26 protein-coding genes are annotated in these 26,506 nt (G+C 50.0%); 17 read left to right on the plus strand and 9 right to left on the minus strand.

Annotation, left to right across the window (positions count from 1 at the left end; all coding sequences use genetic code 11):
- Positions 1-21: 21 nt before the first annotated feature.
- Positions 22-975, minus strand: coding sequence for an aldo/keto reductase (locus tag ACN0TT_RS17535; RefSeq protein WP_417763436.1), 954 nt, complete (start codon positions 973-975; stop codon positions 22-24).
- 182 nt (positions 976-1,157) lie between these two features.
- Positions 1,158-1,952, minus strand: coding sequence for an SDR family NAD(P)-dependent oxidoreductase (locus ACN0TT_RS17540; protein ID WP_417763437.1), 795 nt, complete (start codon positions 1,950-1,952; stop codon positions 1,158-1,160).
- 122 nt (positions 1,953-2,074) lie between these two features.
- Here ACN0TT_RS17540 and ACN0TT_RS17545 point away from each other — a divergent pair, with 122 nt between their 5' ends.
- The 4 genes from ACN0TT_RS17545 (at position 2,075) to ACN0TT_RS17560 (ending at position 6,327) form a co-directional block, all read left to right on the plus strand.
- The gene (locus ACN0TT_RS17545; RefSeq protein ID WP_417763438.1) at positions 2,075-2,962 is read left to right on the plus strand and encodes a LysR substrate-binding domain-containing protein; all 888 of its coding nucleotides are present in this window, start codon (positions 2,075-2,077) and stop codon (positions 2,960-2,962) included.
- 70 nt (positions 2,963-3,032) lie between these two features.
- Positions 3,033-3,800, plus strand: a complete 768-nt coding sequence (locus tag ACN0TT_RS17550; RefSeq protein WP_417763439.1) for a metallophosphoesterase family protein — start codon at positions 3,033-3,035, stop codon at positions 3,798-3,800.
- A 292-nt stretch (positions 3,801-4,092) separates the two neighbouring features.
- A complete protein-coding gene (locus tag ACN0TT_RS17555) occupies positions 4,093-4,746 on the plus strand; it encodes a DUF4937 domain-containing protein (protein WP_417763440.1) in 654 nt (217 codons plus the stop codon).
- Positions 4,747-4,905: 159 nt separating this feature from the next.
- Positions 4,906-6,327 (plus strand): hypothetical protein, encoded by a 1,422-nt coding sequence (locus ACN0TT_RS17560; RefSeq protein WP_417763441.1) that lies wholly within the window; start codon positions 4,906-4,908, stop codon positions 6,325-6,327.
- A gap of 61 nt (positions 6,328-6,388) precedes the next feature.
- Here ACN0TT_RS17560 and ACN0TT_RS17565 read toward each other — a convergent pair whose 3' ends face one another.
- Complete coding sequence (locus ACN0TT_RS17565) at positions 6,389-7,435, minus strand: CDP-glycerol glycerophosphotransferase family protein (protein ID WP_417763442.1); 1,047 nt, start codon at positions 7,433-7,435, stop codon at positions 6,389-6,391.
- A gap of 269 nt (positions 7,436-7,704) precedes the next feature.
- Between ACN0TT_RS17565 and ACN0TT_RS17570 the strand changes: the two genes are divergently transcribed.
- The 7 genes from ACN0TT_RS17570 (at position 7,705) to ACN0TT_RS17600 (ending at position 12,776) form a co-directional block, all read left to right on the plus strand.
- On the plus strand, positions 7,705-8,193 hold the full coding sequence (locus ACN0TT_RS17570) for a pyrimidine dimer DNA glycosylase/endonuclease V (protein ID WP_417763443.1): 489 nt from the start codon (positions 7,705-7,707) through the stop codon (positions 8,191-8,193).
- A 41-nt stretch (positions 8,194-8,234) separates the two neighbouring features.
- Complete coding sequence (locus ACN0TT_RS17575; protein WP_417763444.1) at positions 8,235-8,558, plus strand: MliC family protein; 324 nt, start codon at positions 8,235-8,237, stop codon at positions 8,556-8,558.
- A 144-nt stretch (positions 8,559-8,702) separates the two neighbouring features.
- Entirely contained in the window at positions 8,703-9,197 is a 495-nt protein-coding gene (locus tag ACN0TT_RS17580; RefSeq protein ID WP_417763445.1) for a hypothetical protein, read from the plus strand.
- A gap of 93 nt (positions 9,198-9,290) precedes the next feature.
- Entirely contained in the window at positions 9,291-9,821 is a 531-nt protein-coding gene (locus ACN0TT_RS17585; protein ID WP_417763446.1) for a hypothetical protein, read from the plus strand.
- Positions 9,818-9,976, plus strand: coding sequence for a hypothetical protein (locus tag ACN0TT_RS17590; RefSeq protein WP_417763447.1), 159 nt, complete (start codon positions 9,818-9,820; stop codon positions 9,974-9,976). Before ACN0TT_RS17585 ends, ACN0TT_RS17590 begins: the two co-directional genes overlap by 4 nt.
- A gap of 142 nt (positions 9,977-10,118) precedes the next feature.
- Positions 10,119-10,490 (plus strand): N(4)-acetylcytidine aminohydrolase, encoded by a 372-nt coding sequence (gene yqfB / locus ACN0TT_RS17595; protein ID WP_417763448.1) that lies wholly within the window; start codon positions 10,119-10,121, stop codon positions 10,488-10,490.
- 186 nt (positions 10,491-10,676) lie between these two features.
- Complete coding sequence (locus ACN0TT_RS17600) at positions 10,677-12,776, plus strand: M13 family metallopeptidase (protein ID WP_417763449.1); 2,100 nt, start codon at positions 10,677-10,679, stop codon at positions 12,774-12,776.
- Positions 12,777-13,101: 325 nt separating this feature from the next.
- Here ACN0TT_RS17600 and ACN0TT_RS17605 read toward each other — a convergent pair whose 3' ends face one another.
- The 3 genes from ACN0TT_RS17605 to ACN0TT_RS17615 form a co-directional block, all read right to left on the minus strand.
- Positions 13,102-15,168 carry a putative bifunctional diguanylate cyclase/phosphodiesterase gene (locus tag ACN0TT_RS17605; protein ID WP_417763450.1) on the minus strand — a complete coding sequence of 689 codons (2,067 nt, stop codon included), beginning with the start codon at positions 15,166-15,168 and terminating at the stop codon, positions 13,102-13,104.
- A gap of 225 nt (positions 15,169-15,393) precedes the next feature.
- Positions 15,394-17,352, minus strand: coding sequence for a methyl-accepting chemotaxis protein (locus ACN0TT_RS17610; protein ID WP_417763451.1), 1,959 nt, complete (start codon positions 17,350-17,352; stop codon positions 15,394-15,396).
- 11 nt (positions 17,353-17,363) lie between these two features.
- Positions 17,364-18,308 (minus strand): substrate-binding domain-containing protein, encoded by a 945-nt coding sequence (locus ACN0TT_RS17615; protein ID WP_417763452.1) that lies wholly within the window; start codon positions 18,306-18,308, stop codon positions 17,364-17,366.
- 220 nt (positions 18,309-18,528) lie between these two features.
- On the opposite strand from ACN0TT_RS17615, the gene ACN0TT_RS17620 reads away from it, so the two are divergent.
- Entirely contained in the window at positions 18,529-18,780 is a 252-nt protein-coding gene (locus tag ACN0TT_RS17620) for a hypothetical protein (RefSeq protein WP_417763453.1), read from the plus strand.
- Here ACN0TT_RS17620 and ACN0TT_RS17625 read toward each other — a convergent pair.
- From ACN0TT_RS17625 to ACN0TT_RS17635, 3 genes are read right to left on the minus strand one after another with little or no spacing between them, the layout of a single operon-like run.
- Positions 18,777-19,043, minus strand: coding sequence for a DksA/TraR family C4-type zinc finger protein (locus ACN0TT_RS17625; RefSeq protein WP_417763454.1), 267 nt, complete (start codon positions 19,041-19,043; stop codon positions 18,777-18,779). The genes ACN0TT_RS17620 and ACN0TT_RS17625 overlap by 4 nt on opposite strands.
- A 9-nt stretch (positions 19,044-19,052) precedes the next feature.
- Positions 19,053-19,691, minus strand: coding sequence for a flavin reductase family protein (locus tag ACN0TT_RS17630; RefSeq protein WP_417763455.1), 639 nt, complete (start codon positions 19,689-19,691; stop codon positions 19,053-19,055).
- 26 nt (positions 19,692-19,717) lie between these two features.
- Complete coding sequence (locus ACN0TT_RS17635) at positions 19,718-20,605, minus strand: LysR family transcriptional regulator (RefSeq protein WP_417763456.1); 888 nt, start codon at positions 20,603-20,605, stop codon at positions 19,718-19,720.
- A gap of 116 nt (positions 20,606-20,721) precedes the next feature.
- Between ACN0TT_RS17635 and ACN0TT_RS17640 the strand changes: the two genes are divergently transcribed.
- From ACN0TT_RS17640 to ACN0TT_RS17660, 5 genes are all read left to right on the plus strand, one after another.
- Positions 20,722-21,153, plus strand: a complete 432-nt coding sequence (locus tag ACN0TT_RS17640; RefSeq protein ID WP_417763457.1) for an organic hydroperoxide resistance protein — start codon at positions 20,722-20,724, stop codon at positions 21,151-21,153.
- 210 nt (positions 21,154-21,363) lie between these two features.
- Positions 21,364-22,044: a type 1 glutamine amidotransferase domain-containing protein gene (locus ACN0TT_RS17645; protein WP_417763458.1), complete on the plus strand. Its 681-nt coding sequence runs from the start codon at positions 21,364-21,366 to the stop codon at positions 22,042-22,044.
- Positions 22,045-22,274: 230 nt separating this feature from the next.
- Entirely contained in the window at positions 22,275-23,102 is an 828-nt protein-coding gene (locus ACN0TT_RS17650; protein ID WP_417763459.1) for an EcsC family protein, read from the plus strand.
- Positions 23,103-23,659: 557 nt separating this feature from the next.
- Positions 23,660-25,501: an RICIN domain-containing protein gene (locus ACN0TT_RS17655; RefSeq protein ID WP_417763460.1), complete on the plus strand. Its 1,842-nt coding sequence runs from the start codon at positions 23,660-23,662 to the stop codon at positions 25,499-25,501.
- A 345-nt stretch (positions 25,502-25,846) separates the two neighbouring features.
- The gene (locus ACN0TT_RS17660) at positions 25,847-26,374 is read left to right on the plus strand and encodes a hypothetical protein (protein WP_417763461.1); all 528 of its coding nucleotides are present in this window, start codon (positions 25,847-25,849) and stop codon (positions 26,372-26,374) included.
- The last annotated feature ends 132 nt before the right edge of the window (positions 26,375-26,506 follow it).

Genomic DNA, 26,506 nt, shown 5'->3' on the forward strand with positions numbered 1-26,506 from the left:
TTTACTTTGGAGCTACTCTTGTTAGATCCCTGCTTGCGTCAACAATGCTAACTCTTCAGTGGTTAACCGCAACTCTGCCGCCTTAGCAAAGCTGCTCACATGCTGTGCCTTGGTGGCGCTAGCAATGGGTGCAGTAACGCCGCGCGCCGCCATCAGCCATGCGAGCGCAACTTCCGCTGGTTGTGCATGATGCGCTTCGGCCACTTTATCCAGCGTGGCTAGCATCGCATGGCCTTTAATATCGAGATATTTACCAATCCCTTCACCACGAGCGCTTTTGCCTAAGTCCTCTTTGCTGCGATATTTGCCCGATAAAAAGCCCGACGCTAAGCTGTAGTAAGTCACCACACCGATATTCTCTGTAACGCACAAGTCTTGCAGTGTGCCTTCAAAACCGCTGCGGTCATACAGGTTGTATTCTGGCTGCAATACTTGGTACGGGGTAATGTTGAGCGGCTTGGCGCTATCGAGCGAGGCTTGCAACTGGTCGGCATTTAAGTTTGATGCGCCAATCGCACGGATTTTGCCTGCTTGTTTAAGCTCGTTAAACGCTTGCAGCGTTTCGGCATAATCGGTGTCAGGGTCAGGCCAGTGGGCAAAATACAGATCGACATAGTCGGTTTGTAACCGCGCTAATGATTCATCAATCGCTTGTTTGATCCAGTTTGCAGTTAAGCCTTTTTTGCCAGGTTGCTGCAGATCGGCACCAACTTTGGTAAAAATCTTCACTTTGTCGCGCATGCCTGGGCGAGCTTTGAGCCAGTTACCAATAATGGCTTCAGACTCACCACCTTGGTTACCGGGTGCCCACAGTGAGTAGCAATCCGCAGTGTCGATAGTATCAAAACCAGCATCAACAAACGCATCCAAAATATCAAAGCTGGTTTGCTGGTCGATAGTCCAACCAAAAACGTTGCCACCAAATACCAGCGGCATAATCTCTAATCCGGTATTACCTAATTTTTGTCTATCCATCGCTAACCTCCTAGGGGCTGTTTATCTTTAGTGTTTAATTTTTGTTCAAATTAAACGCGTTATGAACGAGGCGAGACCCGCGACGCTTATTCATTTGCACTGATGACCCAACCGCTGCGACGTATGAAAAGTCGCGCGACGCAACAAGATAGCGGCTGGCACCGTAAAGAATTTACGAACGCTTAGAGAATATCGTCCACCACACCACCATCAACGCGTAATGCCGCGCCACTGGTAGCCGATGCTTGGCTAGAGCAGACATACACCACCATATTGGCCACTTCATCAACGCTAGCCGCCCGTTGAATCACTGAGCTAGCGCGATGCGTCATCACAAACTCTTTGGCGATGGCTTCTACCGATTTGCCAGTACGCGCCGCTTCTTCGGCAACCATGCTTTCAAAACCATCGGAAATGGTTGGTCCCGGCAACACCGAGTTAACGGTCACACCGCTGCCGGCTACCCGCTTAGCCAAACCACGGCTGAGTGATAGCTGCGCGGTTTTTGATACGCCATAGTGGATCATATCGGCGGGCACATTGCGGGCCGATTCTGAAGAGATAAACACCACTCGCCCCCAACCTTGCTGCTGCATGGCAGGCAGATACGCCCGTGCTAAACGCACGCCTGACATCACGTTGGTTTGCCAATATTGCTCCCAGGTGTCGTCATCGGTATCAAAGAAATCCTGCGGGCCATAAATGCCGGCGTTGTTCACCAGAATGTCGACGCTAGGTACTGCCTGTAACAGCTGTTCACAGCCATCTGCGGACGATAAATCAGCCACCGCCAGCGCAATATCGGCATTAGGCACGGCGCTGAGCAAACGCTGTTTAGCGGCGGCCACGGTGGCTTCGCTGCGACCATTGAGCGCAACCTTAGCGCCGCTTTCCGCTAAGCCTTTGGCAATCGCAAAACCGATACCGCCACTCGATGCTGTCACCAGTGCTGTTTTTCCATCTAATCTGATTTCCATAGTGCCTCCAATAACTTGCGGATTCGCTTATCTTTAGCGATGCGTGAGCTGATCATTGTATGTAGTGCACAACCTTGATTAAATGGACACAATCTAAAGACACTCTTTCTGATTGGTTAACAATGAATGGCTTAAATGATCTCAGTGGTTTGCGGGTATTTGAGCGAGTGGTCAGCCTAGGCAGCTTGACCGCGGCAGCGCATGAGTTAGGTATTTCGCTGGCAGCCACCTCAAAACGCTTAGCCAACTTAGAGAAGCGCACAGGCCTACAGCTGATCCATCGCAGTACCCGCCGTTTGTCGGTCACTAGCGAAGGCGCCACGCTCTATCAGCACGCACAGCGGATTTTGCAGCAAGTGTCACAGGCGGAAGAAGCCTTGCTCAATCAGCAGCAACAACTATCCGGCAGCCTACGAATTACCTCGCCCAACAGTTTTGGCCAACGGGTGCTATTGCCACTGATCGGCGAATTTACGCGGCAATATCCACAAATTAAATTGCAGTTGCTGCTTAATGACCAAGTCTGCGATCTGATCAGTGACAATATTGATGTCGCTATCCGCTACGGTGAACTGCCAGATTCCAGTTTGATTGCCCGCCGATTATTACCTAATAACCGCATCATCTGTGCCGCACCAGCGTATCTGCAGCAGTTTGGTCAACCCAACTCCTTGGCTGAGCTGGCGCAGCATCGTTGTATTGTCATCGGCCAACATCCCGAAACAGAGTGGCGTTTTAATCAAGCTCAAGTGCATATCAACGGCCACTTTCTCTGTAACGATGGCGAAGCTGGGCACCAGTTGGCGTTGCAAGGCGTTGGTATTGTGATGAAGTCATTTCGCGATGTTGCCACAGATATTCAAGCGGGCCGACTAGTGCAGGTGTTACCTGACATTGCCTGTGCCAATGCGCCTATCAATCTGGTCTATCTGCGCCATCAAGATCTTGTGCCGCGGGTAAAAGTGTTAGTCGAATTTTTACTGCAGGCAACACAAAAAATGGTCAGCTGATCGCAAGCTTAGCGCGACAAATATGGCAACCTTGCCGCTTAGTCTTATCACAATATTGCAAGGTATGATCATGAGAGTCGCGGCAGTTTACGATATCCATGCCAATGTTACTGCGCTCGAAGCGGTGCTAAAAGAGATCGCTACGTTACGCATTGATATGTTGGTAGTTGGTGGAGATGTGATTACTGGGCCAATGCCCAATGAAACACTGGCACTATTGGACTCATACCAAGGCAATAAAGTGTTGTTAAAGGGCAATGCTGAAACTGATCTGCTGAATTGCCTCAACCACCAACCGATGCACACGTTAACACCCTATGCCACGCATCAGATCCATTGGTTAGCCAAAACGCTCAAACAGGAATATATCCAACAGATTGTTAACTGGCAGTTCAGCAGCGAAATCCATTCGCCTGAGTTGGGGCGCATGTTGTTTTGCCATGCCACGCCGCGAGATAACCACGAGATATTTACTGAGCAAACGCCCGTGGAGCAGTTAACACCGATGCTTGGCCGCCATCGTGCCGACGTGATTGTCTGTGGTCATACCCACATGCCCTATGAACGGCGCTTAACACAGTGCCGCATTGTTAACGCGGGCAGTGCCGGGATGCCCGTCGGCAGTAACGGCGCTAGTTGGGTACTGCTTGACGGTCAGATCAGCTTTAAACTGACCACCTATGATATTGAAGCCGCGGCACAACGTATTCGTCAGTCGTCTTATCCCGACGCTGAAAACTTTGTTCAACAACAAATACTCAACGTGCCAGACATCGCATCACAGCAACAGCTGTTAGCAGAGTTGATGCAGCAACAGCAATTGGCATCCGCCAGTTGAGCAACTAGCGCAGCCTACATTAACACGGGGCGGTTGACCTCAGTCACGCCCCAAAGAGTTCATTTAAATGCACGCTCAACGTTGTTGTATCCAGCTTGCTTAACTGACTAAGCGACACTGGCGGCGCCTCGTGGATAACGCGTTTGATATGAACAAAAATCAAATATGAGAGGTCAACAGCCCGAGCCATTTTGGTGCAATTTCCCACCAAAGTGGCAGTATCCGACTAGACTTACATCAGAACTCTTAGTCTTAATGGATTGTAACCACAACGCATTCTCAAGGAGCCCCAATGCCAGTGCTCAAACTGATCCGCTGCATCATTCCACGCGAGCAACGCCAAGCCTTTTCTACTGCGCAAAACATTTGGCAAGGGCTAGCGCCGATTGAGGGGTTTGCAGGGCAAGCGGGCGGATGGGAAGCGGTCAGTCATCACGCGGTTATCTTCGGCTATTGGCAGACGCCCGAAGCATTGCAGCAATTTATGGCGACCCAGCATCCGCAATTTCTGGCAAAAAACCAAGATCTGCAATCGGTAAGCGAATTAAAATCGGTGCTCTACGAGCAGGTGCTCGCCGTTCCCACAGCATCGCCCAGCAGCGACCAATCGCGCATTATTCGCACCGTCTACTGCAACGGCGTTAAAGATGAGCGGCAGTTTATCCGTGATCAGATGGCGATGTGGAACCCCGCACTGGCGAAACAAAATGGCATGCAGGGCGGGTATATATGGCGAAATAGCCAACAATCCCGCGACTTCATTTTACAAACGTATTGGGAATCTGAAGAAGCGCACACCCGCTATATCGAAGACCTATTACCCGAACTGATGCAAGCCATGCGTCCCATGCACTATATGCAATCACTCACCGGAAGCTTTGTGTATGAAGAACCTCTGTGGCGGGTAAATCCATTGCACCATCACTACGCTGGCGTGCCGGAATAACACGACATGTTGCCGGCACCATGCGTACTAATCACGGCTAACTTTTAAACAGTTATGTGATCAAGGTGCTAGCAATTTGCCGATAACTCAGACACCTTTTGCCCATACCTAATAAATAACGATAAATCATAAGGATATGGCATGAGGATACGAGGGATAATGGCGCTGGTGCTATTGGTTGGTAGCGGGGCAGCTCAGGCGGAGCGTTTTGCTCATCGACAACTGCAGTTGGTGGCCACCGACTACAAGATGACTTATCAACTTAATTTAGCCGATGAAAACCTCAGCGCCAGCGCACAACTGACCATCACAAACTGTTCTGACCATCCAGCAGATCATATTCCGCTGACGCTTTATCGCTTACTGCATATCAACGCGGTTACCGATGCTCAACACCAGCCATTGACGTTTACCCAACAAGTGCTCAGTGACGAAGCCTTCCCACAGCGGCAGGTGAATTACACTGAGGTGCAGTTGCCGCAACCACTAGCGCCAGCACAAAGCTTTACTATCAATCTCCGTTTTGAAGGCATGATTCTGGGCTATGTCGAAACTGGTTTGGCCTATGTCAAAGACAGCATCAATCAAGATTTTTCCATCATTCGCCAAGATGCCTACGCTTATCCACAGGTGCTGTATCCCAATGATGATGTAAATCGCCATGCCAAATGGTGGCTGCATACTTTTAATTACGACGTCAGTGTGGAAGTCCCCGAAGGTTATGTAGTCGCTAATGCTGGTAGATTAGTCGCCAAAAACACCACCACCAGCCATATCAGTTATCGTTACCAAAACACCCAACCAGCGTGGCGAATGGACTTCACCATCGCCAAGTATCAACGGTACCAACAGCAAGGCTTAACCCTGTTCTCACTCGAAGACCAAGCGTTATCCACACTGTTCTTAAACCGCAGCAGTACCGCACTTTCACTGTATAGTCAGTGGTTTGGCCCGCTGCAGACACCTACAGAATATAGTGTATTGGAGCTTCCCGAAGGGTACGGTTCACAAGCCGACCGTACGGGAATTCTGATTGTGAAAGAGGGTTTTACCGACCGCTCGCAGATGTATCACGAGCTGAGTCACCTGTGGAATGTGAAATTTCAAGAAAGCCATTCGCCCCGCTGGAACGAAGGACTGGCGACGTTTCTGCAATATCTAGTCGCCGACAAGCTCGATGAGCCGGGCATGTTAGCCCGAGAGACCAACGATATATTCAATGGGTTAAAGCAGACGTTAACGCAGCAAAACCTCAATACTTTGCCGCCATTGCTCGATAACAATAATGGTGGACTAGGTATCTACTCAATCGGCATGCCGTTATATCACTTACTTTATGATATTGAAGGCGCCGACTCATTTAACCGTATCTTGAGTGGTTTTTATCAACAGTATTACGCCACGGGTGCCACCACTGAGCAGTTTGTCACTTATGCGAAAGCCCATAGCCGCAACGACTTAACAGCGTTCTTTGATGATTGGGCGTACAGCAATCGCTATGCAAGTTTGATTAGCCAATCCCACAGTTATGCCGACTTACTGGCGCACTACACCATCACCGTGGTGGCAAAAAACCACTAAGCGAAAAACATGAAAGGCGCTGAGTCAGCGCCTTGGGCTTATGGAGTGACTGGATGGGGACTTACAGTTTCCAATAGCCCAGCTTATTACGCTCTTTGAGGGTACGGATAATATTGGCTGGCTTGGCTTTCAATTTACCATATTGGGTACACTGGAAGTCATCAACCGCCGCCAGTACCCGCTCACTAGACTTACCATCTTGGTAGGGATGTGTATCGGCAATAAACCGATCAATTCTTGCCATCAACGCTGCCGGATAACTGAGTGCGTCATCAATCGCTTCCTCAAGTCGGTTAGCGTCAGTGACATTAATCAGATGCTCAGTATTCCCACGAGTTTGATTCCGAAAAGTCACCACTGGCTTACGTTGCAGTAGGAACATGGTCATTACAGATGAGGTATCACACACCATAAGATCGGCGCGTTGCAGTAATGGAATAACATTATCAGTTTCAACGAAGGTCAGATATTCATTTTGTAACGCTTTATAGGCAGCCACTATCTCTTGCGGCATTTTGGGATGGAACTGCACTAGCCAACGCCATTTGCCGCTATCCCGCAGTTGTCGAACGTTCTCAATCAGCAGTGGTGCACAAGAGAGTTCCTTGGTGAAAGTTGAGCACAGCAAAATCGTTTTTTTGCCATCGTTGGGTAAATCCGTCGGTAAATTTTGGAATAACGGATCGATCGCTGACCACCCTGTCTGCCTCACGCCAAAGAAACCATACTTTTCTGCTCGATGTTGAAAGCCTACCGTGGTGTTTGGTCCTTGAGTACAATACAGATCAAAGCAACCACGAATATTAAAATGCCCACGATCATCTGGACGTGTTGATTTGGCGACATTGAAACCGTGAAAAATGCCGACTTTAATCCCCGGAATAAACTTAGGCACATGATTACCAGGCACTAACACAACATCGGGCTGCCAGTTAACCGCATCTTTGATAGAGGTAAATTCACGCTCATCTGCATGCAAATAGTCACGCCGAATCTCATCACCAGCTAAAAACCATACCACTTCATCGCCACGACGATGTATCGCGTCTTGCAGTGGCCGCAAAATGGCATAGGAATAGTTCTGCTCTGCGTAAAGTAAGTAGCGCATAAATGAATTCTATCGGACTCTTGCTTAATCGGACGCAACACTCGCTAACACGCAGCTGATGCGATAGGAAAATCGGCCAGCTATATCGATGAAATTACGAGTGTCTTAATATTATTCGCCAATCTTACCGCAACCCTTATTCGATTGCTTAACGAAAATAGTCGCGTTCTATCGCTATTTGCATATTTTTGCACTTTAATTTGCTGCGAATGATCGACTCACACTAAGAATACGTATCAAACAACAGTTTTCACCCACAATCCCCATACATGAATATCTTTGTTTTAGATGAAAATATCACCCAGTGCGCGCAGTATCACTGCGACCAACACGTGATCAAAATGATTCTGGAATCGGTACAACTGCTCTGTACGGCGCTCAACAAAAAAGGATTTGTCACGCCGTACAAGTCAACGCATACGCAACATCCGTGCGTATTGTGGGTAGAAGCGTCTTACGATAACTTCGAGTGGCTGGTACAGCTTACCGATGCGCTAAATACTGAGTACCGTTACCGTTTCGATAAAGTCATCGATCACAAGTCCATTGCCGTATTGCGCCAGATAGCACAACTTGAGTACGCTCGTGCTGGCTTAACACCGTTTCCACAAGCGATGCCGGAACAGTTTAAAGTGGCGGGGAATGCGGTACAGGCCTATCGTAATTTCTATATCGGTGACAAACGGCGGTTTACCAAATGGACAAAACGTCCTTTGCCTCAATGGTTTGCCGATGCAGTCGCCGTTCAGTCAAACTGAGTTAGTTTGCCCATAGCATTATTGAAACAATGGAGGGTTTAATGATGCATAACACGACCACACTTGCGTTGTTTGCCATGCTATTTTTTGTCACAGGCTGCCAGCAATTAGCACCTCAATCATCCGCTTCGGCGCCTTCCTCCCAGTTTGTCTGCCGTAACGGTGAAAGCTTTATAGTGAAATTTGATAATCAGCAGCAAGAAGCGATTATTCATTACCGCGACCAAACAATCACACTACCGCAACAGCCAACCGCTTCAGGCTTTCGTTATGCCAACGCGCAGCAAGAGATCCGCGGCAAAGGTAACCAGTTGACGGCCTCTTTTGCGCCTGAGCAGCAACTTGAGTGCGTGGCTTATCCTTAATTCCTTGTCTTAATAGCAAAATTACGCCAATTTCGGCTGGCATCTGCCGCCAAATACGTTCACACTGAACGTTAACTGCCCAAATAACAAGCGGCTAAATTCACTTGTTGGTGTTTGTCACCGTGGATAAGTAAGGAGAAAGGTATGGACCATGAATACATTGGTCAGCTATTAGGTTTCACGCTGGCGCACAGTGCTTCCGTTGTAGACACGCTCACCGCAGATCAAGCCATGGTGCCTTATGCCATCACCTTTCAAAATGAAGAGCAGTCGCTGATCAACTTTGAAGCTGAAACCCAGCAACAAGCCGTCGCTCAAGCCGAACAGCAGCTGACGCAATTGTCCGAGACCGCAGATGCGTGGACCTATAGCCAAGAAGGGGTGATTAGCGACGAGTCACAGCAAATGAGTGTGCTGTATTTTAAGGTGTGGCTCAAAGGCATGAACGTGGCATTAGAAGCCTATCAAACCTATCGCAAAGCACCGTTTAAGCTGCTGGGCAACATTCAGGTACAAAACTTCAATGAAACCGGTATGCAGCAGGCAGAAACCGACGCATTTGTGGCTGGGCTCAACCAAGGGGTGGATATCCATCCCTCCGCCGCATCGCATTGGGATAACTGGTGTAGCGAGGAGTAGGCATACTAAAGCTGAATTGCTGCGGCGTAGACCACGTTTCATGCAAAAGTTTGGGGCTACAATCGCATCATCAATGCTTGCTGTAACATCATCATGGAACAACTTACTGATGCCTTAATGGCACAATTTGCTAAGCTCGCACAACAGCACGCTCTCGATAACGCCACGGTGCTGCACATCGATACCGTGCAGAGCTATTTTTATCAAACGACCACTTCACAGTGTGTGACGCTGCCAGTCGGCTATCAACTGATTGCCAGTCGATTTTTTCAGCACACACCGCCAACCCCAGACGATGTAGAGCACGGCATTAACTATATTGAAGACCAAATAGAGCGTGCCATTCCGACTCTCGGCAGCATTCATCAATTGGTGACGCAACAAGATTTCTTAATCCAGCTAGCGCAACTCGCCGGGGTTAACCCCGCCGCCCACATGCAATTGCCACGGCCACAACTCGAACGTATTTTTGGCTACTATGCAGAGATATCTCAAGGCCGGCCACCGTTAGCCTCCGAGTCAGATATCAGCCGTGAGTTTTACGCCAAGCTGCTGATTATTCGCGAATATATGCACCATTTAAAAGTTCTCAACCTCACGTTAGTGAGTATGGAGCCATTATGATGAACCGTTGTGGTCAGTGCCGTCATTTCACTCGCACTAAAGATCATATGAAAGACCTCTGCGATGCCTGGGAACTGCCAACCCACGCTAACCGCGCTGGTTGCCAATTCTTCACCCTCAAAACGCGGCAACGCAACAAGGCTGAATCATCGTAGCGCGTGGGAAAGTGGTCGCAAATGTGAACACCGTTGACCATGACGACTGTTGTTACCATGGTGTCATTGCTAAAATTTAATGACGCTATTCGTCACGAGCTGTTGTATAACAGCCCCTCAAGCAATATTTTCGATCCCCGTTATGGCAGACTATCCAGAAAGCATTACCTTCTTTGAGTGGCTCGCGCCGTTGATTCTTTCCGGCGACAAGCACATCACTATCCGTGATTATGCCGAGAGTCATTATCGCCCCGGCACACGGGTAACGGCGTATACCTTAGAAACGCATCAAGCCTTTGCTGAAATTGAGATTTTGACAGTTGAGCCGCTGTTTATTGAAGATATCAATGAACAACACGCGCAACAGGAAGGGTTGGCATTGGAGCAGTTGCAAGGTTTGATACGGCGTATCTACCCAGATCAGCATCAGTTGTTTGTCATTCGGTTCCGCTTGCTGGAGCAACCAACGACCGCCGAATCGGTAGAGACGACTGCGCCAATATCACCAAATTAACCCAGAAACACCTTAGCGGCGTATTGTCAGTACACCGCTTACTTAACAACGCCTAGCAAGATTGATTAGCCTCTTGCAGCAGATTGAAACATTGGCTCACACAATTCACCGTTTAAAGCCGCTCATGCGCCACGTTGCATTGAGTAAAATGTCCACCTCAACCGAAGACAAACAATAAGAGATCCTATGTTTAAGCAATTGATGACTGCCGTTGCGGTCAGCACTACTTTATTAGGCGCCCTGACCGCATGTAGCGAAGCGCCAACCAACAGCGACCCTGCCCCCGTAACCAAAACGGCAGCAGCACAAGCGAACATCGGCATTAATCTCAATGCCATGGATAGCAGCATCAAGCCAGGCGATGATTTTTACAACTACGCTAACGGCAATTGGCAACGTGAGACTGAGATCCCTGCCGACCGTTCTAGCACGGGCGCATTTTTAGTAGCATTTGATGCCACCGAAAAACACAAAGCGGCGTTGATCAATGAGTTAGTGAACACTCAACACCCCGCAGGCAGCGACGAAGCGCGTATCGCCGATTTTTATAAAGCCTACACTGATACCGCCACCATTGATGCGGTAGGCATGCAGCCACTGGCAGTGGATTTTGCCCGCTACGCGGCTATCAGCAATGTGTCTGAACTGTCACAAGTGCTCGGCAGCAACCTGCGCGCTGATGTTGACCCACTCAATGCCACCGATTTTGCCACTGAAAACCTGTTCGGCTTATTTGTGACCCAAGGTTTAGCCACGCCAAACGAAGTGCTGCCCTATATTCTGCAAGGGGGTTTAGGCCTACCAGAGCGTGAATATTACCTGTCGAATGACCCAAAAATGGTACAAATTCGTCAGCAATATCAGCAATATATTCAGCAATTGCTGACACTAGCTGGCGTTGATAATGCGGCGGAAAAAGCCGCACGCGTATTCTCGTTGGAAACCAAAATTGCCCAAGCACATGTGACTCGCGCCGAAAGTGAAGATTTCACCAAAGCGTCCGTCGTGTGGAGCCGCGCCGATTTTGCCAGCAAAGCCCCAGGCATTGATTGGGATGCATTCTTTAATGCTGCTCATCTCGACCAATTCGACCACTTTGATGCCTATCACGCAGGCGCCATTCCAGCGTTGTCAGAGTTGGTTGCCAACGAACCACTGCAAAACTGGCAAGATTGGTTAGTGTTCCACCAGATCAACAGCCACACCGATGTCTTGCCAAGCAAGTTAGACAATGCCCATTTTGCGTTCTACGGCACCACCTTGTCGGGCACACCAGAGCAACGTAGCCGCGATAAACGTGCGTTGAGTGCACTGGATAACTACTTAGGTGACGCGGTTGGTCAGGACTATGTGAAACGTTATTTCCCTGCTGCGGCTAAAGCGAAAGTAAGCGACATGGTGGATAACATCATCAACGCCTTCCACGATCGCGTGGCCGCATTGGATTGGATGGCACCAAGCACCAAACAAGAAGCCTTGGCGAAAGTTAAATCCTTGGTTGTGGGTGTCGGCTATCCAGACACTTGGCCCGACTACAGCAGCTACCAAGTAAGTGCTAACAATGCCTACGCGAATGAAGTGGCCGGTGAACAGTACCGCTACGCGCAACAACTGGCGAAGATTGGGAAACCGCAAGACAAACACGAGTGGTGGATGATCCCGCAGATTGTGAACGCAGTGAACCTGCCGGTACAAAATGCGCTGAACTTCCCAGCGGGTATTCTGCAAGCGCCATTCTTTGATGCCAAATCCGATGATGCCTACAACTACGGCGCTATTGGTGCCGTAATTGGTCATGAGATCAGCCACAGCTTTGACAACAACGGCGCCGCCTTTGACTCCACTGGTGCGATGCGTAACTGGTGGACAAAAGAAGACTTTGCCCGTTTTGCACAGCAAGGTGAAGCATTAGCCGCTCAGTTTGATACTTATGCTCCGTTCCCTGATCTGCATGTCAACGGCAAGCTGACGCTGGGTGAAAACATTGCTGACGTAGCTGGTCTTGCCGCGGCATTGGATGCTTACCACGCCTCACTGAATGGCCAACCTGCCCCCGTCATTGATGGTTACACCGGTGACCAACGTTTCTTCATCGGCTTTGCGCAAACTTGGGCAACCAAAATGCGTGATGCAGCGCTGCGTCAACGTATCGCGACCGATGGTCACGCCCCTGGCATGTACCGTGCGCTGACCGTACGTAACTTGGATGCTTGGTATGACGCGTTTGACGTTAAACCGGGCGACAAACTCTACCTTGCACCAGAGCAACGCGTAAAAGTGTGGTAAGCCGTTAAATAAAAACCCCGCACCGCGGGGTTTTTATTGTCCTTATCACACCACCGTGCTAAGGGCTGCTTATATCTTTAGTGTTTGATTTTTGTTCAAATTAAACGCATTATGAACGAGGCGAGACCTGCGATGCTTAGTCAACTAAGCAAGCTGGGCGCAACAACGTTCAGGCGGCGTTTAAATGAACCCTTCGGGCAGCGATAGCGCGCAATTTATTCAGCGTTAGGCGCTGTTGGTGGAGAATAACTACACGACACATCACCTGCCTTGCCTAAATCACGCGCTGCCTGCTGTAAAAATAACCAGCAAAGATAAACAGCCCCTAGTTATTCACACTCACATCGGCACCCAATTCAATCTTTCCCAGCTGTAATAGCCCTGTCAGCTGTTTGGCTGGACGCGGCCGCGAATATAAGTAACCTTGCCCTTCATCACAACCTAACGACTGCAACAGCAGTTGCTGCTCAATGGTTTCAATACCTTCAGCGATCACCGATTTATTCAATGAATGACCGATATCGATAATCGCCGCCACCAGCTGTTGGTCTTTGCGTTCCTTGATGGCGTTCATCACAAACGAGCGGTCGATTTTCAACACTTTAAAAGGCAGATCACGCAGCCGCGCGAGACTGGAGTGGCCAGTACCAAAGTCATCAATCGCTAGCGAGAAGCCCGCTTTAGCTAAGGTTTGTAGCTGCTGCATAATGCGGTTCATGTTATCCATGATATGGCTTTCGGTGACTTCCAATTGCACATAGCGCGGGTCGATCTCCATCTGCTCCGCCAAGCTAGTAATGCGGTCGCTCAAATTGCCGCGTAGCAGCTGTTTCACCGACACATTGATCGCCATTTCGATAAAAATATCTTGCCGCTGCCATTCTCGCAGTTGCCATAATGACTGCACAATCACCCAGTCGCCTAACTCTTGAATTAAGCCCGAATCTTCAGCAATCGGAATAAATTCCACCGGTGACAGCATACCCTCTTCGGGATGATGCCAACGTAGCAGCGCTTCAACACCGGTCACTGCACCGGAGACCAATGCCACTTTGGGCTGGAAGAACAACATCAATTGACCACTGCTGTTAAGCGCCTGCCGCAACTCCTGCTCCAACTTGATGCGGCGTGTCATCTTATTGGTCATCACCGACTGGAAGAACCGAAAACAGTTACCGCCTTCATCTTTGGCGCTACGCATCGCTTGATTGGCATGCATCAGCAGCGAGCGCGCATCCGCACCATCGTCGGCATAAAATGCCAACCCGAGCGAAGCGGTGACCTGCATCGATACATTTTCCTGCTCGAACGGCAAGCAGATCGATTGCGATAGCTGCCGCATAAACTGCACCAGTTCGAGCTGTTCATCCACTTGCTCCAGTACAATGGCAAATTCGTCGCCAGCCACCCGCGCCACAATGCCACGATGACGGGTAGCGATATCGCTCAAGCGCTCCGCTAACTCTAACAGCAGCAAATCGCCCAGATCATGGCCGAGACTATCATTGACGTCTTTAAAACGGTCTAACCCAATAGAGATCACGATGACATGCGTTTTATTCTGCTGAGCAATGTCGATGTATGCCTGAATCTTTTCTAACAAAGACAGCCGATTAGGTAACTGTGTTAGCGCATCATTAAAGGTTTGAAACTGCATCTGATCGGCGATTTCATCATCCATCTCTTGCAGCAGTTTGAGATACGCTTTTTCACGGCGTTGCAACGACTGAAGCAGTGGCCTAAAAATGAAAAATGCCTCTAAAAACAAAGTTAGCAGTAAGCCACCCAGTGAGAAACGATTGTACTGTTGCAGTTGCTTAATTGATGCTTCGCTTTCGGTCTGAAACTGCAACACTAAGGTATCGAGCGACTGCAAAATATCACTATGAGCAGCCGCTTTGAGTTGCAGATAAGCTTCATTGCGTTGTTCGGTACTGAGCGTTTCATCGGTGACGGCCTCAGCAAGCGCCAGAAAATTCACCACTTTTTTGTGTAAATCCACTGGCGGTTGGCTAAAAATCTGCTGAATTTTGTCTGAGCTGGGCGTAGGGATGTTGAGCACATTGGAGCCGTTCATTAAGGCATAGTGCATGGTACTCATCGTGCTGATGGCATCAAAATATTCAGCGGTCAGTGGTTCACGTAATTCACTGGAGGTGGCTTCGCGTAATTCGCCTGCATACAAGGTGATGCGCTGCGACAACATCCGCTGCCGCCCGGCCAAGTTAACCACTCGCGCCGTGGCTTCCTGTTCATCAACAATGCTTTGCACTAAGTAATGAGACAGTAATGCCAACACCGCAATAATCACCAGTGCTAACAGATAAGTTAACGTCCCGCTCAACCAATGCTGACGCAGCCGCGCTGGATCCCTGTATACCCCTTCGTGCATCCTGACTTCACTCCTATACAGAAATAACTGATCCGCCATCTTTGGCTTACGCCAACCCTAGGCAAATCTCTACCTATTTCCAGTTTAGTCGCTTAGTGAGAACGCAGAAAAATAAATTGTACACAAAACCACCAAGGCAGGGGTTGCAGGGCAGTTAGGTGACGATGATAGTGCGTTCAGCCGCGCCAACCCATTGGCGGCGACGGCTAAACACGGTGGCATCAGTTATAGGCTAAAGCGCTCAATCAACTGTTGCTGATGATGTGATTGTTGCCGTAACGCTGCGCTCGATTGCGCATTATCACTGGCACCTTGTGCAGTTTGCTCGGCCGACTGGCTGATATTCACCACGCTGGCACTGATTTCAGCGGCGGTTTGACTCTGCTGATCGGTCGCAGCAGCAATCTCCATATTCATTTCAACAATACGGCCGATCACCTCACGCATGTTGCTTAACTCAGTTTCCGCCTGTTCAGCCACCAGCACGCTACTGCTGTTATGCTGGACGTTGCCATCAATCACCTCAACGACCGCGGTGATCAGCTCTTGCATCATCTGGATCATCCGTTGGATTTCACTGGTGGAGTTTTTGGTGCGCCCAGCTAACGAACGCACTTCATCGGCCACCACGGCAAAACCGCGGCCCTGCTCACCCGCCCGTGCCGCTTCAATAGCAGCATTGAGCGCTAACAAGTTGGTTTGCTCAGCAATGGTGTCGATGGTTTCAATAATGGAGTCAATCTGACGACCATAGTCATTCAATTCCACCGTTTTGGTCGCTGCTTGTTGTAGCTGTACCGATTGGGTACGAATGTTACTCATGGTTTGCTCAAGGCGTTCGGCCACCGTTTGCATGCGGGTTTCCGCTTCCTCTGCGGCGGAGAGCGTGGAACGCGCACGACCAGCAACGTCGAGCACCGATTGTTCCATCTCCGTCATGGCGGAGGCAGTGACTTCCAGTTGCTGTTTCTGTTGCCCCACAGCATCGGTAGTACGCGCGCTAACATCGGCATTTTGATCAGACACCACCGCCAACTGTTCCGACGCTAAATGCAGCGAACTCAAGGTATCGCGCAAATGTTTTACCAAGCCGTTGAGGTAACCGCCGAGTTCGCTAAATTCATCTCGCCCAGTTTGGGCAAAATTAACCCGCATATCGCCCGCCGCCATGCGCTGCAGCGCCTCACGAAACGCACTGATGGTGCGTCGAACCCATCCAGAAATACTCAGCGTAATCACCACCGCTAGCACTAAGGCAACGGCGCTAATCAACAACATAATCCGTTTGATATTTTGCAAACTGCTGTTGGTATGCTGCTGCGCTTGCTCCACCTTCAGTTGCGCCTGCTGCACAAAGGTATCAGCAGCAACCTGCAATTGTTGTGCGGTTTGCCGCTGTGTCGCCAGCAAGTTATCAATGGCGGCTTGCTGTTGCTGCTGTTGCACATAACGTTGGTATAAACCGGTTTCATCCGTCAGTTGCGCCAGCAATGGCGTCAGCATCAAACTGAATAGTTTGCCTTTATCGGCATCGGCTTGGCGCAGTTGCTCAAAATGCTCCAGCATCACCCGCTGCATGCCATCAACACCGCTTTTTAGCTGGTCTAAGTCGTGATTTACCATATAAAGATTGAACGCATTCAACACTTGACGCACATCTTGCGCGAGGCCTTTAATCGCTGCGGTACTGCTGTATTTATTGAGGTAGTATGCCAAGCGCACTTCGATATTACTCAGCACTTTGAGTTGCTGTTGGATCTGCTGCTGCAATACCAATGCTTCAGCACGGGAATTCACAATGGCGCGTGCCCCTGCACTATTTTGCTCACGGTATTGCTCAATCTCCTGCTTGGCTTGTTGCAGTTGCTGATTTTGCCGCAGCAGTTGCGGCGCAATACTGTTAAGTTGCTGGGTTACACGCTGATCTAACGCTGCAAACGCGTCGGTTGCCGCCGTGACGTCAGCGGCTTGTGTTACACTAAAAATGCGCAATAACTCATTATTTTGTTGTAGCAACAGTAGCTTAGTCGCATTAGCGCTACGTGAGGTCGCCAAACCTTCATCCGACAGCACAGTTAAATCGCGCTCGATGCGGCTGATCGACACATAACTCACCACCACCACTAACGCGAGCGCCAGCAGTAGTAGGCCCAAGCTGACCACAATCCGTTGAATTAATGACATCTTTCCGGCCTCTAATGCGTTGATTGATAAATACGATAGTTGTCGGCGGTGACCAAGCGGAATGGCACCCACGATGGCGAGACTACCGGCTGTTGCTGCAACAGTTTGTAGGTGGCGTCCACTACGGCGCTGGCTTGTCCGGCCGCATCCTGCAAAATCGTGACGTTCAGATCTCCGCCTTGCACTGCTTGCAGCGCTTCGGCGGTGGCATCAATACCGCCGGTTAAATAGTCCTGTGGTCGCTTGCCCGCCTCTTTTAGCGCCATTAAGCCACCGAGGATCATCTCATCGTTGTTGGCGACCAGAATATCGAACGGCACAGGCTGCTTTAACCAGTCAGCCACTAAGTTGTACGCTTGGTTGCGTTGCCATTGCGCCACACCACTGACCACCAGCGACATGTTGGGATACTTTGCCAGTACTCGTTTGACATCCGCAGTGCGGGCGCGCGCGGCGGGGTGGCTTTCATCGCCAATCAGCAAGGCCACTTTGCCTTGGTAGTTCGCCAGCCGCGCCAGCTCTTCCATCTGCAAAGTGCCAGACTGCTGCTCATCAGAACCGACATACACTGTATTCGCTGGCATGGTCGCTAGATCGTCCACTGGCTCAGTGTTGATAAAGATCAGTGGTACATCTTTCGCAAAAGCAAATAGTTGCCGATTTTGCTCCGGTGTACCCACGGCAAAAATCACAATCGCATCGGCGCCTGCGTGCACAAATTGACGCACTTGCTGCAATTGCGTGCTAAAATCACCGTCGGCGGAATCGATGTAACTGACATCACCACGCGCATCAATTTGCCGCTCAATGTCTTTGCTGATTTGATTACGAAAGTTATCTTCCTGACTCATCGTCACGGCGATAAATTTGGCAAAGCAGGGAAAGGAACAACACACTGAGATAAGTGTGAATATACTGAAACGGTATAAGAAGAACGCAGCTAACCTTTTACACATATGTGGCTCCCCAATAGGCAACATTATTGGCTGCAGCAACTGCGAAACATCTGCAACCTCAACCCCGTCACAGGATGTGACGTAAAAATTATATTTTTATAATACAAATTATCAGTATAAAGAATGAACTTATCAACAGCGAGATGTTGCGGTCACAAAACCAAAAATCGCTGTGTTTAATTGACGAAAAAGTGATATTTATTAGAAGGTTCAAATGGATATGAACATTGTAAATATTTGGCTGGTCAGAATTGGCACCTTGTGCTGTGCCATTGCTTTGCTGCTATTTGTGTTGGATTGGCTCCCGAAGGATGGCGTCTATCTCAACAAGTCTATGTCACTACTGCCGGAGTTTCACGGCGTTTGGCCCGAGCTACAACTGCCGTTGCTGTTGGTCAACTTAGTGGCCTTGCTGGCGATCCGTATGATGCGCCATAAAGCCGCGCAGCCTCATTCACACTCACCACACTAACGTAGTTGGCTATCCTTAGAGCCGCGGCGATTGTAGCTTTCGAAGCGCTCAGCGTGCTTATCGTGTTCGGCTTGGCACTGAATACATAGGCGTACGCCAGCTACCGCTTGTCGCCGCGCTTCAGGGATTGGTTCGCCGCACTCTTCGCACTCATGCAAGCTTTCTCCCTTGGGCAGCGCTTGGCGCGCACGGTTTACGCCATCTTCAACAGTGCTTTCAATCTGCTGTAAATCGGCGCCATCTTGCGCCCAACCTGAAGCCATGTTGCTCTCCTACAACCCCAGTTCACTTAATGATGGCCGCGCCATCTCAAACTCGGTTTCCGCACTGATCCCAAAGTAGCTGGCGGGGCCACCGGCACGTAGAATGGGCTCTGCCGCAATGGTTTGATAAATGCCGTCTTTAATAAACGCTTTATTAATGTGCACGCCCACCACTTCACCTAATACTAGCCAATTATCTAGCGGTTGCTTAGCGGCGGATTCCAGCCGAATCAGCTGCGTGAGCTTACATTCAAATGACGCTGGGCTAGCGGCCACACGCGGCGGCTTGACCAATTGTGATGGTGCTGCAGCCAACCCTGCCAGTTGAAACTCATCCACCGAACTATCTACGTCAGCGCAACTCAGGTTCATTTGCGCCGCCAGCGGCTTAGTCGCAAGGTTCCAACAAAACTCTCCGGTCTGCTCGATATTAGCCACGCTGTCTTTCCAGCCAGCACTGCAAAAGCCGATGATAGGTGGCGTGTCAGCAAACACATTGAAAAAGCTATACGGCGCAAGATTAGCCACCCCAGCCGCATTACAGCTGGAGATCCAACCGATCGGCCGAGGTGCAATGATTGACTTCAACGGATTGTGTGCCAATCCGTGGCCTTGATTGGACTGATAGAAATGAAACGGATTTGCCATGCGAATCTCCTAAAAAATGCGACCAATTAAGCCACGTGCCAACGTTGCAGTAACGTTTGCCGCGCATGTGCCACTCGCGGTTGGCGCAATGCGCTGGGCAACCAAATCAGGTAGTAATGTATGTCAGTATGGGCTTTGGGGGCAGGAATCAAGGCCAGCTCGCCATTTTGCAGTTCACGTTCGCACAAAAATTGCGGCATCACCGACCAACCCACACCTTGCACCAACAGACTGCGATGGGCGCGTAAATCTTGCCCCACCATAGCGGGCAGCAACTCTGGTGCCTCAATACGATTGCGCTGCAACCATCGGTCCACCAGCGATAATTCAAGGTTATATGCCAGTAATGGTTCTTGTAGCAACGCGCTGGCAAAGTCAGCCGCTTGTTGAATGCGTGCCACCACCGCGGGGGCGGCTACCGCCACCACTTTGCCAGCAAAGATGGTGTCGCTTTTAAGGCGGCTATCGGTCACCGGATGGGCTGACATCCCCAAATCACAATGTCCCTCCAGCAGCATTTGCGTCACCATTGGGCCATCACCTGTGTGCATCCGTACACGAATGCCCGCGGCCAACAGAGGCGCTAACTCTGGCGCCAGTTTTTCGGCCATAAAATCTGCATGGCCAATCAGCTGCAACGCGCCGGACACATCGCGCGAACGCGCTCGCGCCGAGGCCAATGCCGCTTCCGCCTCATCCAGTTTGTCGCCAATATCCGCGGCTAACTCATCTGCGACGGAGGTGGGCACCACCCCACTGACCTGTCGCTCAAACAGCGGCCGACCAATCGCCACTTCCAATCCCGCGATGTGCTGCGACACCGCTGGCTGGGTCAAATTCAAGGTGCGCGCCGCTGCGCTGATTGATCGTTGGCGATACACCTCAACAAAGGTTCTCAAACGAACTAATGACATAACGCCCCATAAATTAATTTATACCCCCACCAAAATAGCATTGTTACCACCACTGCTCTAGTTAGTCGTAAGCTAAATCCATCGGCAAATAAATCAATCCCACTAAGGAGTTTGTTATGTTGAAACAAGAACTGTACCGCACCGCCGCCACTGCAACAGGTGGACGAGATGGCTTTGCCCGCACTGAAGATGGTTCATTGCACGTATGGTTAGGTGCCCCGAAAGAGATGGGTGGCCGTGGTTTTGGTAACAACCCAGAACAACTGTTTGCCACTGGGTACGCCGCTTGTTTTCTGAGTGCCATGAAGTCAGTAGCGGCCAGCGACAAATCCCAATATGTCAAAGTGCCAGATGACACCAAAGTCACCGCGGAAGTGGGTATTGGCCCTAGAGAAGATAAAGGCTTTGGCCTCGACATTGCGCTGAAGATCGAAATGCCTGGTGTCGACAAAACTGATGCCGAAACCTTAGTCGAGGCGGCACACCAAGTCTGCCCTTATTCAAATGTTACTCGCGGCAATGTCGACGTAAAACTGAGCGTTATCTAGACAAGACGCGAACAGGCTATGCGACACGCCAGATGAGTACGCCATCGACACTCTCGGCTGCTGGCAGCAGGTAAATAAGACCATGTTGACTAGCGTAGGGAGGCGATGGCTTACCGCTCTTAACTGGCTGAGTAGCGTGCAGCAATTAGCGCCACAAACTATCCCAACATATGATTACATGAGCCCCAAATCTGGGCTTAGGAGTGACTGATGAAAATTTTAATGGTGCTGACATCCCACAGCGAACTGGGTAACACTGGTGAAAAAACTGGCTTTTGGCTAGAGGAATTTGCTGCACCCTATTACACCTTCAAAGATGCTGGCGCCGAGGTAGTTTTGGCCTCGCCAGAAGGTGGGCAACCTCCGCTAGATCCGAAAAGCGCGCTGGAAGCATTCCAGACCGAACTTACTCACCGCTTCAACGATGATGTCGCAGCGCAGCAGGCATTGGCGAACACGGTAAAACTGGCCAACGTTGAAGCTGACGACTTTGATGCGGTGTTCTATCCCGGTGGTCACGGCCCGTTATGGGATCTGACCAACTCCGCCGATTCCATCAAACTGATTGAAGCCTTTACCGCTGCCAACAAAGTCACCGGTTTTGTCTGCCACGCACCAGCGGTGCTGCGTAATGTCAAAGCCAGCAACGGTGAAGCGCTGATCAAAGGCCGTAATGTCACCGGCTTTACCAACGGCGAAGAAGCGGGCGTGCAGTTAACTGATGTGGTGCCTTTTTTGATTGAAGATGAGTTTATCCGACTCGGCGCTAACTACACTAAAGCCGAAGATTGGAGCAGCTATGTGGTGGAAGATGGCAAACTGATCACCGGCCAAAACCCCGCCAGTTCCGCCGCTGTTGCCACCGCGATGTTGGCACAACTGCACGGTTAAGCCTGACATTCAAGTCAGTACTCGTGCTGACTTGATAAACTTAGAGGCGTGATAACGCGGCGTTCAGCAATGAGCGCCGCTTTTTTGTGGCTCCGCTGCGACACGACTGATTTTCAACTTAAACCCCGTGATAAATTGCCGTATTATCCGCTGGTATTCAACGCGATAGGCGCTTAGATTAGCACATACGTGATTCTATCTAAGTATCTGCTTTAAATAAGGTTAACAGCATGAAGCTAGCAGAAACGGATCTTCGCGATCTCAAGCAAGCGGTAAGCCTGCTAGAACAAGATACCATTACCGAAAAAATGACCCAATTCGTCGGTAAGCCGTTGGATTACCTCATGGATAGGCTGCCACGTAAGGTAGAAGATAAAATTCACGCGTTGGTAAAAACCGCGTTACACAAGGCGGCTGATACTGCATTGTGGAGCTTAAACAATGACCCCAACCGCCAAGCATCCACCAAAACCAACAAGGTATTTGCCGCCATATCTGGCGCTGTGGGAGGGGCGTTCGGCCTCACTGCACTGGCCGTCGAACTGCCCGTTTCAACCACTATTATGCTGCGCGCCGTGGCGGACATCGCCAGAAGTGAAGGCTTCGACCTCGAACAGTTGGAGACCAAACAAGCCTGCTTGGAGGTATTTGCCTTAGGTAGTCCCACCTCGACCGACGATGATGCGATTGATACCGCCTACTACGCCACCCGAACCTTTACCGCAGAGGCGATGCAAACCTTGTCCAAAGAGTTGGCTGAGATTGCCGCTAAACATACCGTCAGCCAACTCACCCCGACACAAACCGGTAAATGGTTCGCCGCCTTGATTGAAAAAATCACTGCCCGCTTTGGGGTGGTGATTACCGAAAAAGCCGCAGCGCAAGCGGTACCGATTATCGGCGCCGTCGCCGGAGCTGCACTCAATACGATGTTTACCGACTACTACCAAGATATGGCACGCGGCCATTTCATTATCAAAAGGCTTGAACGCCAATATGGTTATGAGCAGGTCAAAACGGCATACACCGCCATTAGCTATGCCAACAAAATTCACTAAGTCGGTAACCCCAATAACCGCTGTAAAGCTGACGATATTAAACGACCAAATGTAAAGCGACCAACGGACTATTGCTGAATATTTATACATCAGCTAGTTTGATGCGAATTCACATGGAATGAAGTTTATGCAGCAAGGAGTGTTGTGATGGCTTTTCCCCCCGCATATCTAGTTGATGTTGAATATTCACATAAATATCAAGTTATTATCGCTAATACTTGCCGCGATCCGCTTTATCATCCAACAGTCTTTCGTTTAACGCGGGACGAGCGGATAACCCGCAAACACTCCTCACGTGCCGTTATTTTTGCCAGCGCGACGGGCCACACTCCGCGAATGCATCGTCCGTTAGCGTTAGCGGACGTTGTTCAACATTGGGCATTGCGCCTTACTAAGCACCATGCCACACCAGTTTGCACCGTTTTGCCACCCCATTAAAAAGGGCACCCACAATAGCGTGCCCAACCCAATCTGCATCAGTAGCTGCGCTTTTCTGTGGTCGTTACTGAGCGATACCCAAAGCTTTACCCTGAGTTAACTTAGAAGGAACTACAACAATGAAAGGTTACAACGTGACAAAGCAGCTGACTTTAACGGCTGCCGGAGTGCTGGGCGCAATGATGCTCAGCGGACAGAGTTATGCGGCTGATCACTGTATCGATCAGCCCGTCAGCGGCATCGTGTATAAAATTGTCAGTGCGGGTGTTGATAAGCTGGTCGCGGCGGAATCAACCGCTAAAAAGGCCAATGTCATCTCCCAAAAAAATACCGGTAGCGACTCACAACGCTTTTATCTGAATCGGCAAAGCAACGGCTATTGGACGCTGCAAGCATCTGATACCACTTATGCGGCAACCGTGGAAGAAGGTTCCAGAAGTAATGGCGCGACGATTCAACAAAAACCTTACAGCAGCTCGCTAAGCCAACAATGGCAACTGACGCAAGTCACCTCCGGCAGCTTTAATGGGGCGTTTCAGATCATCAATGCCAACTCCAGCCTCCTGATGACTGTCGCAGGCTCTGAAGAGGGCGCAAACATTTATCAAAACCAAGATGGCGGTGGTAGCTCGCAACGTTGGTGGCTTGAGCCTGTGACTCGTACCTGCAGTTCGACGGGCTCAGGTTCTGGTGGTGGCTCAGGCGGCTCTGGTGGCTCTGGCACCGCAGATAGCTCCAGCTCTGCTGCAGCCCCAACCGCAGCTGCGGCTCGCAGTGCTGGCGCGAACAGTGAACCATTAACCAACGGTTATCCCTCTTTTATCAGCAGCGTTAATGCTAATGCCACTGTCGTTTCTACCTTAGATGGCTTACTGGCGGCTATCGACGATGCCAGCGCGGGCGATGTTATCTATATTCGTCGCGGCACTTACTATCCATCAGACACCATCAAGATCCAACGCAATGGCAGCTCATCGAGAGCGATTGTGCTCAGTGCCTATCCTGGTGATGCTCGGCCAGTGTTTGATTTCTCGGCCATGTCAGAAGATGGTAATAACCGTGGCTTCCAAGTCAGCGCCAGCTATTGGCATATCTATGGTTTTGATATCAAAAAAGCCGGCGATAACGGTATGTATATGACAGGCTCACATAACACCGTTGAGTTTATGAAATTTTATGAAAACGCAGATACTGGGCTGCAGATCAGTAGTGGCGGCGCGTATAACTTTATCAAAAACTCTGACTCCTATTACAACGCTGACTCAAGCCTAGAAAACGCCGACGGCTTTGCGGCCAAGTTAACCGTAGGCACCGGTAACTACTTCTACGGTTGCCGAGCGTGGAACAACTTGGATGACGGTTTTGATGGTTACTTACGTGATAACGGCAGCTCAGTGACCACCACCATGGAATACACTTGGATGATCAGAAATGGTTACCAGAAAAACGGTGTTAAAGGGGTGGGTGATGGTAATGGCTTTAAAACCGGTGGTAGCGATGACAAAGATTTAGCCCACAACGGCCTGTACATCAATACCATTTCGGCTGGCAATACCGCTGATGGCTACGACCAAAACAGTAACCGCGGCACGGTTACCATTCACAACGCCATTGCGTTTGATAATGACCGTAACTTTGGTTTAGGTGATGGCAGCGATCGACAACTGCGAAGCCTGACAATCAAAAACAGTATCTCGTTAAATGGTGACAACAGCGATAAGTTTGGTGCTGGTTCCACCAACATCAGCCACAACAGCTGGAACGGTATTTCGTTTTCATCATCGGATTTCCAAAGTACCAATATTAACGACCTACTGGCCGAACGTCAGAGCGATGGTAGCCTCCCCGTGGTTAACTTCTTCCACCTGAAATCCGGTAGCCGCCTGATTGATGCGGGGACGAATGTCGGGTTGAATTACAACGGTAGCGCCCCAGATATAGGTTCGTTTGAATCACGCTAAACTGATGAGCTAAAACCTCACATTAGTCTGATCTACCAAGCAAATCCGAGTATCCCAGATACTCGGATTTTTCTTGCTCCGCCCGTGAGTCATCGTCGCCACCCAAACAGGTTCACCACGGTACGTCATCGCAGTTTTGCTTTATCCGCGCTACAATCCCACCTAACCAGCTGCTAGGGGCTGTTTATCTTTAGTGTTTAATTTTTGTTCAAATTAAACGCGTTATGAACGAGGCGAGACCTGCGACGCTTAGTCAACTAAGCAAGCTGGGCGCAACAAAGTTCAGGAGACGTTTAAATGAACCCTTCGGGCAGCGACATGGTTCAGCACAGGGAAAGGAGGCGCATGAGTGTCTACTCACAAACCGATGGCTACATTATTTGCCAAGATGAATCCGTCTGGCGGCAAATACAGCAGCAGTTAGCCAATCATCCAGCAGTGCAAGCCAGCAAAGACCGCCCAGTGATCTTTACAACGGCTGATAGCTTTGTTTATCACCCCGCGCACCAGCGCATCTACTTCACTATCACAGGCATCAAAGCGCGGCCGATGCCAGACATACTCAATTTTTGGGAAGACTTAGTGGTTTACTCACAATGCGACGCGCTGTTTCTCAGCCATAGCATTGAACTGCAATACCCGCCCGCCCCGTTTAACAGATATCAGGCGGAATGGGTCAAAGATGATGACGCATACATCTTCGAGTCGAATCTCAAATTATCGCTGTTTTGGCAGTCACAATTCCGCGATGAAAGTGACTATCTTCGCCACTACAGCACACTCGAACCGCAGCAACCCGCTTACACATGGCTGGAACACGAACGTGAGCAATGGGACTTTTACTGCCGCCAGTTTGGCAAGCCGCACGCGTAGTTAAAAAATAGTCGAGGGGAAAAGTCACTATGAGTGATATTACCGATAAATTAGATGCGGTCACCGATGCCGCCAGTTTTCTCACGTTTGTGACCGCACTGATCGCTGATCGTCAGCGGCAAGAAGGCAAAT

It is taken from the genome of Shewanella sp., assembly GCF_048265805.1.
Taxonomy (GTDB): domain Bacteria; phylum Pseudomonadota; class Gammaproteobacteria; order Enterobacterales; family Shewanellaceae; genus Shewanella.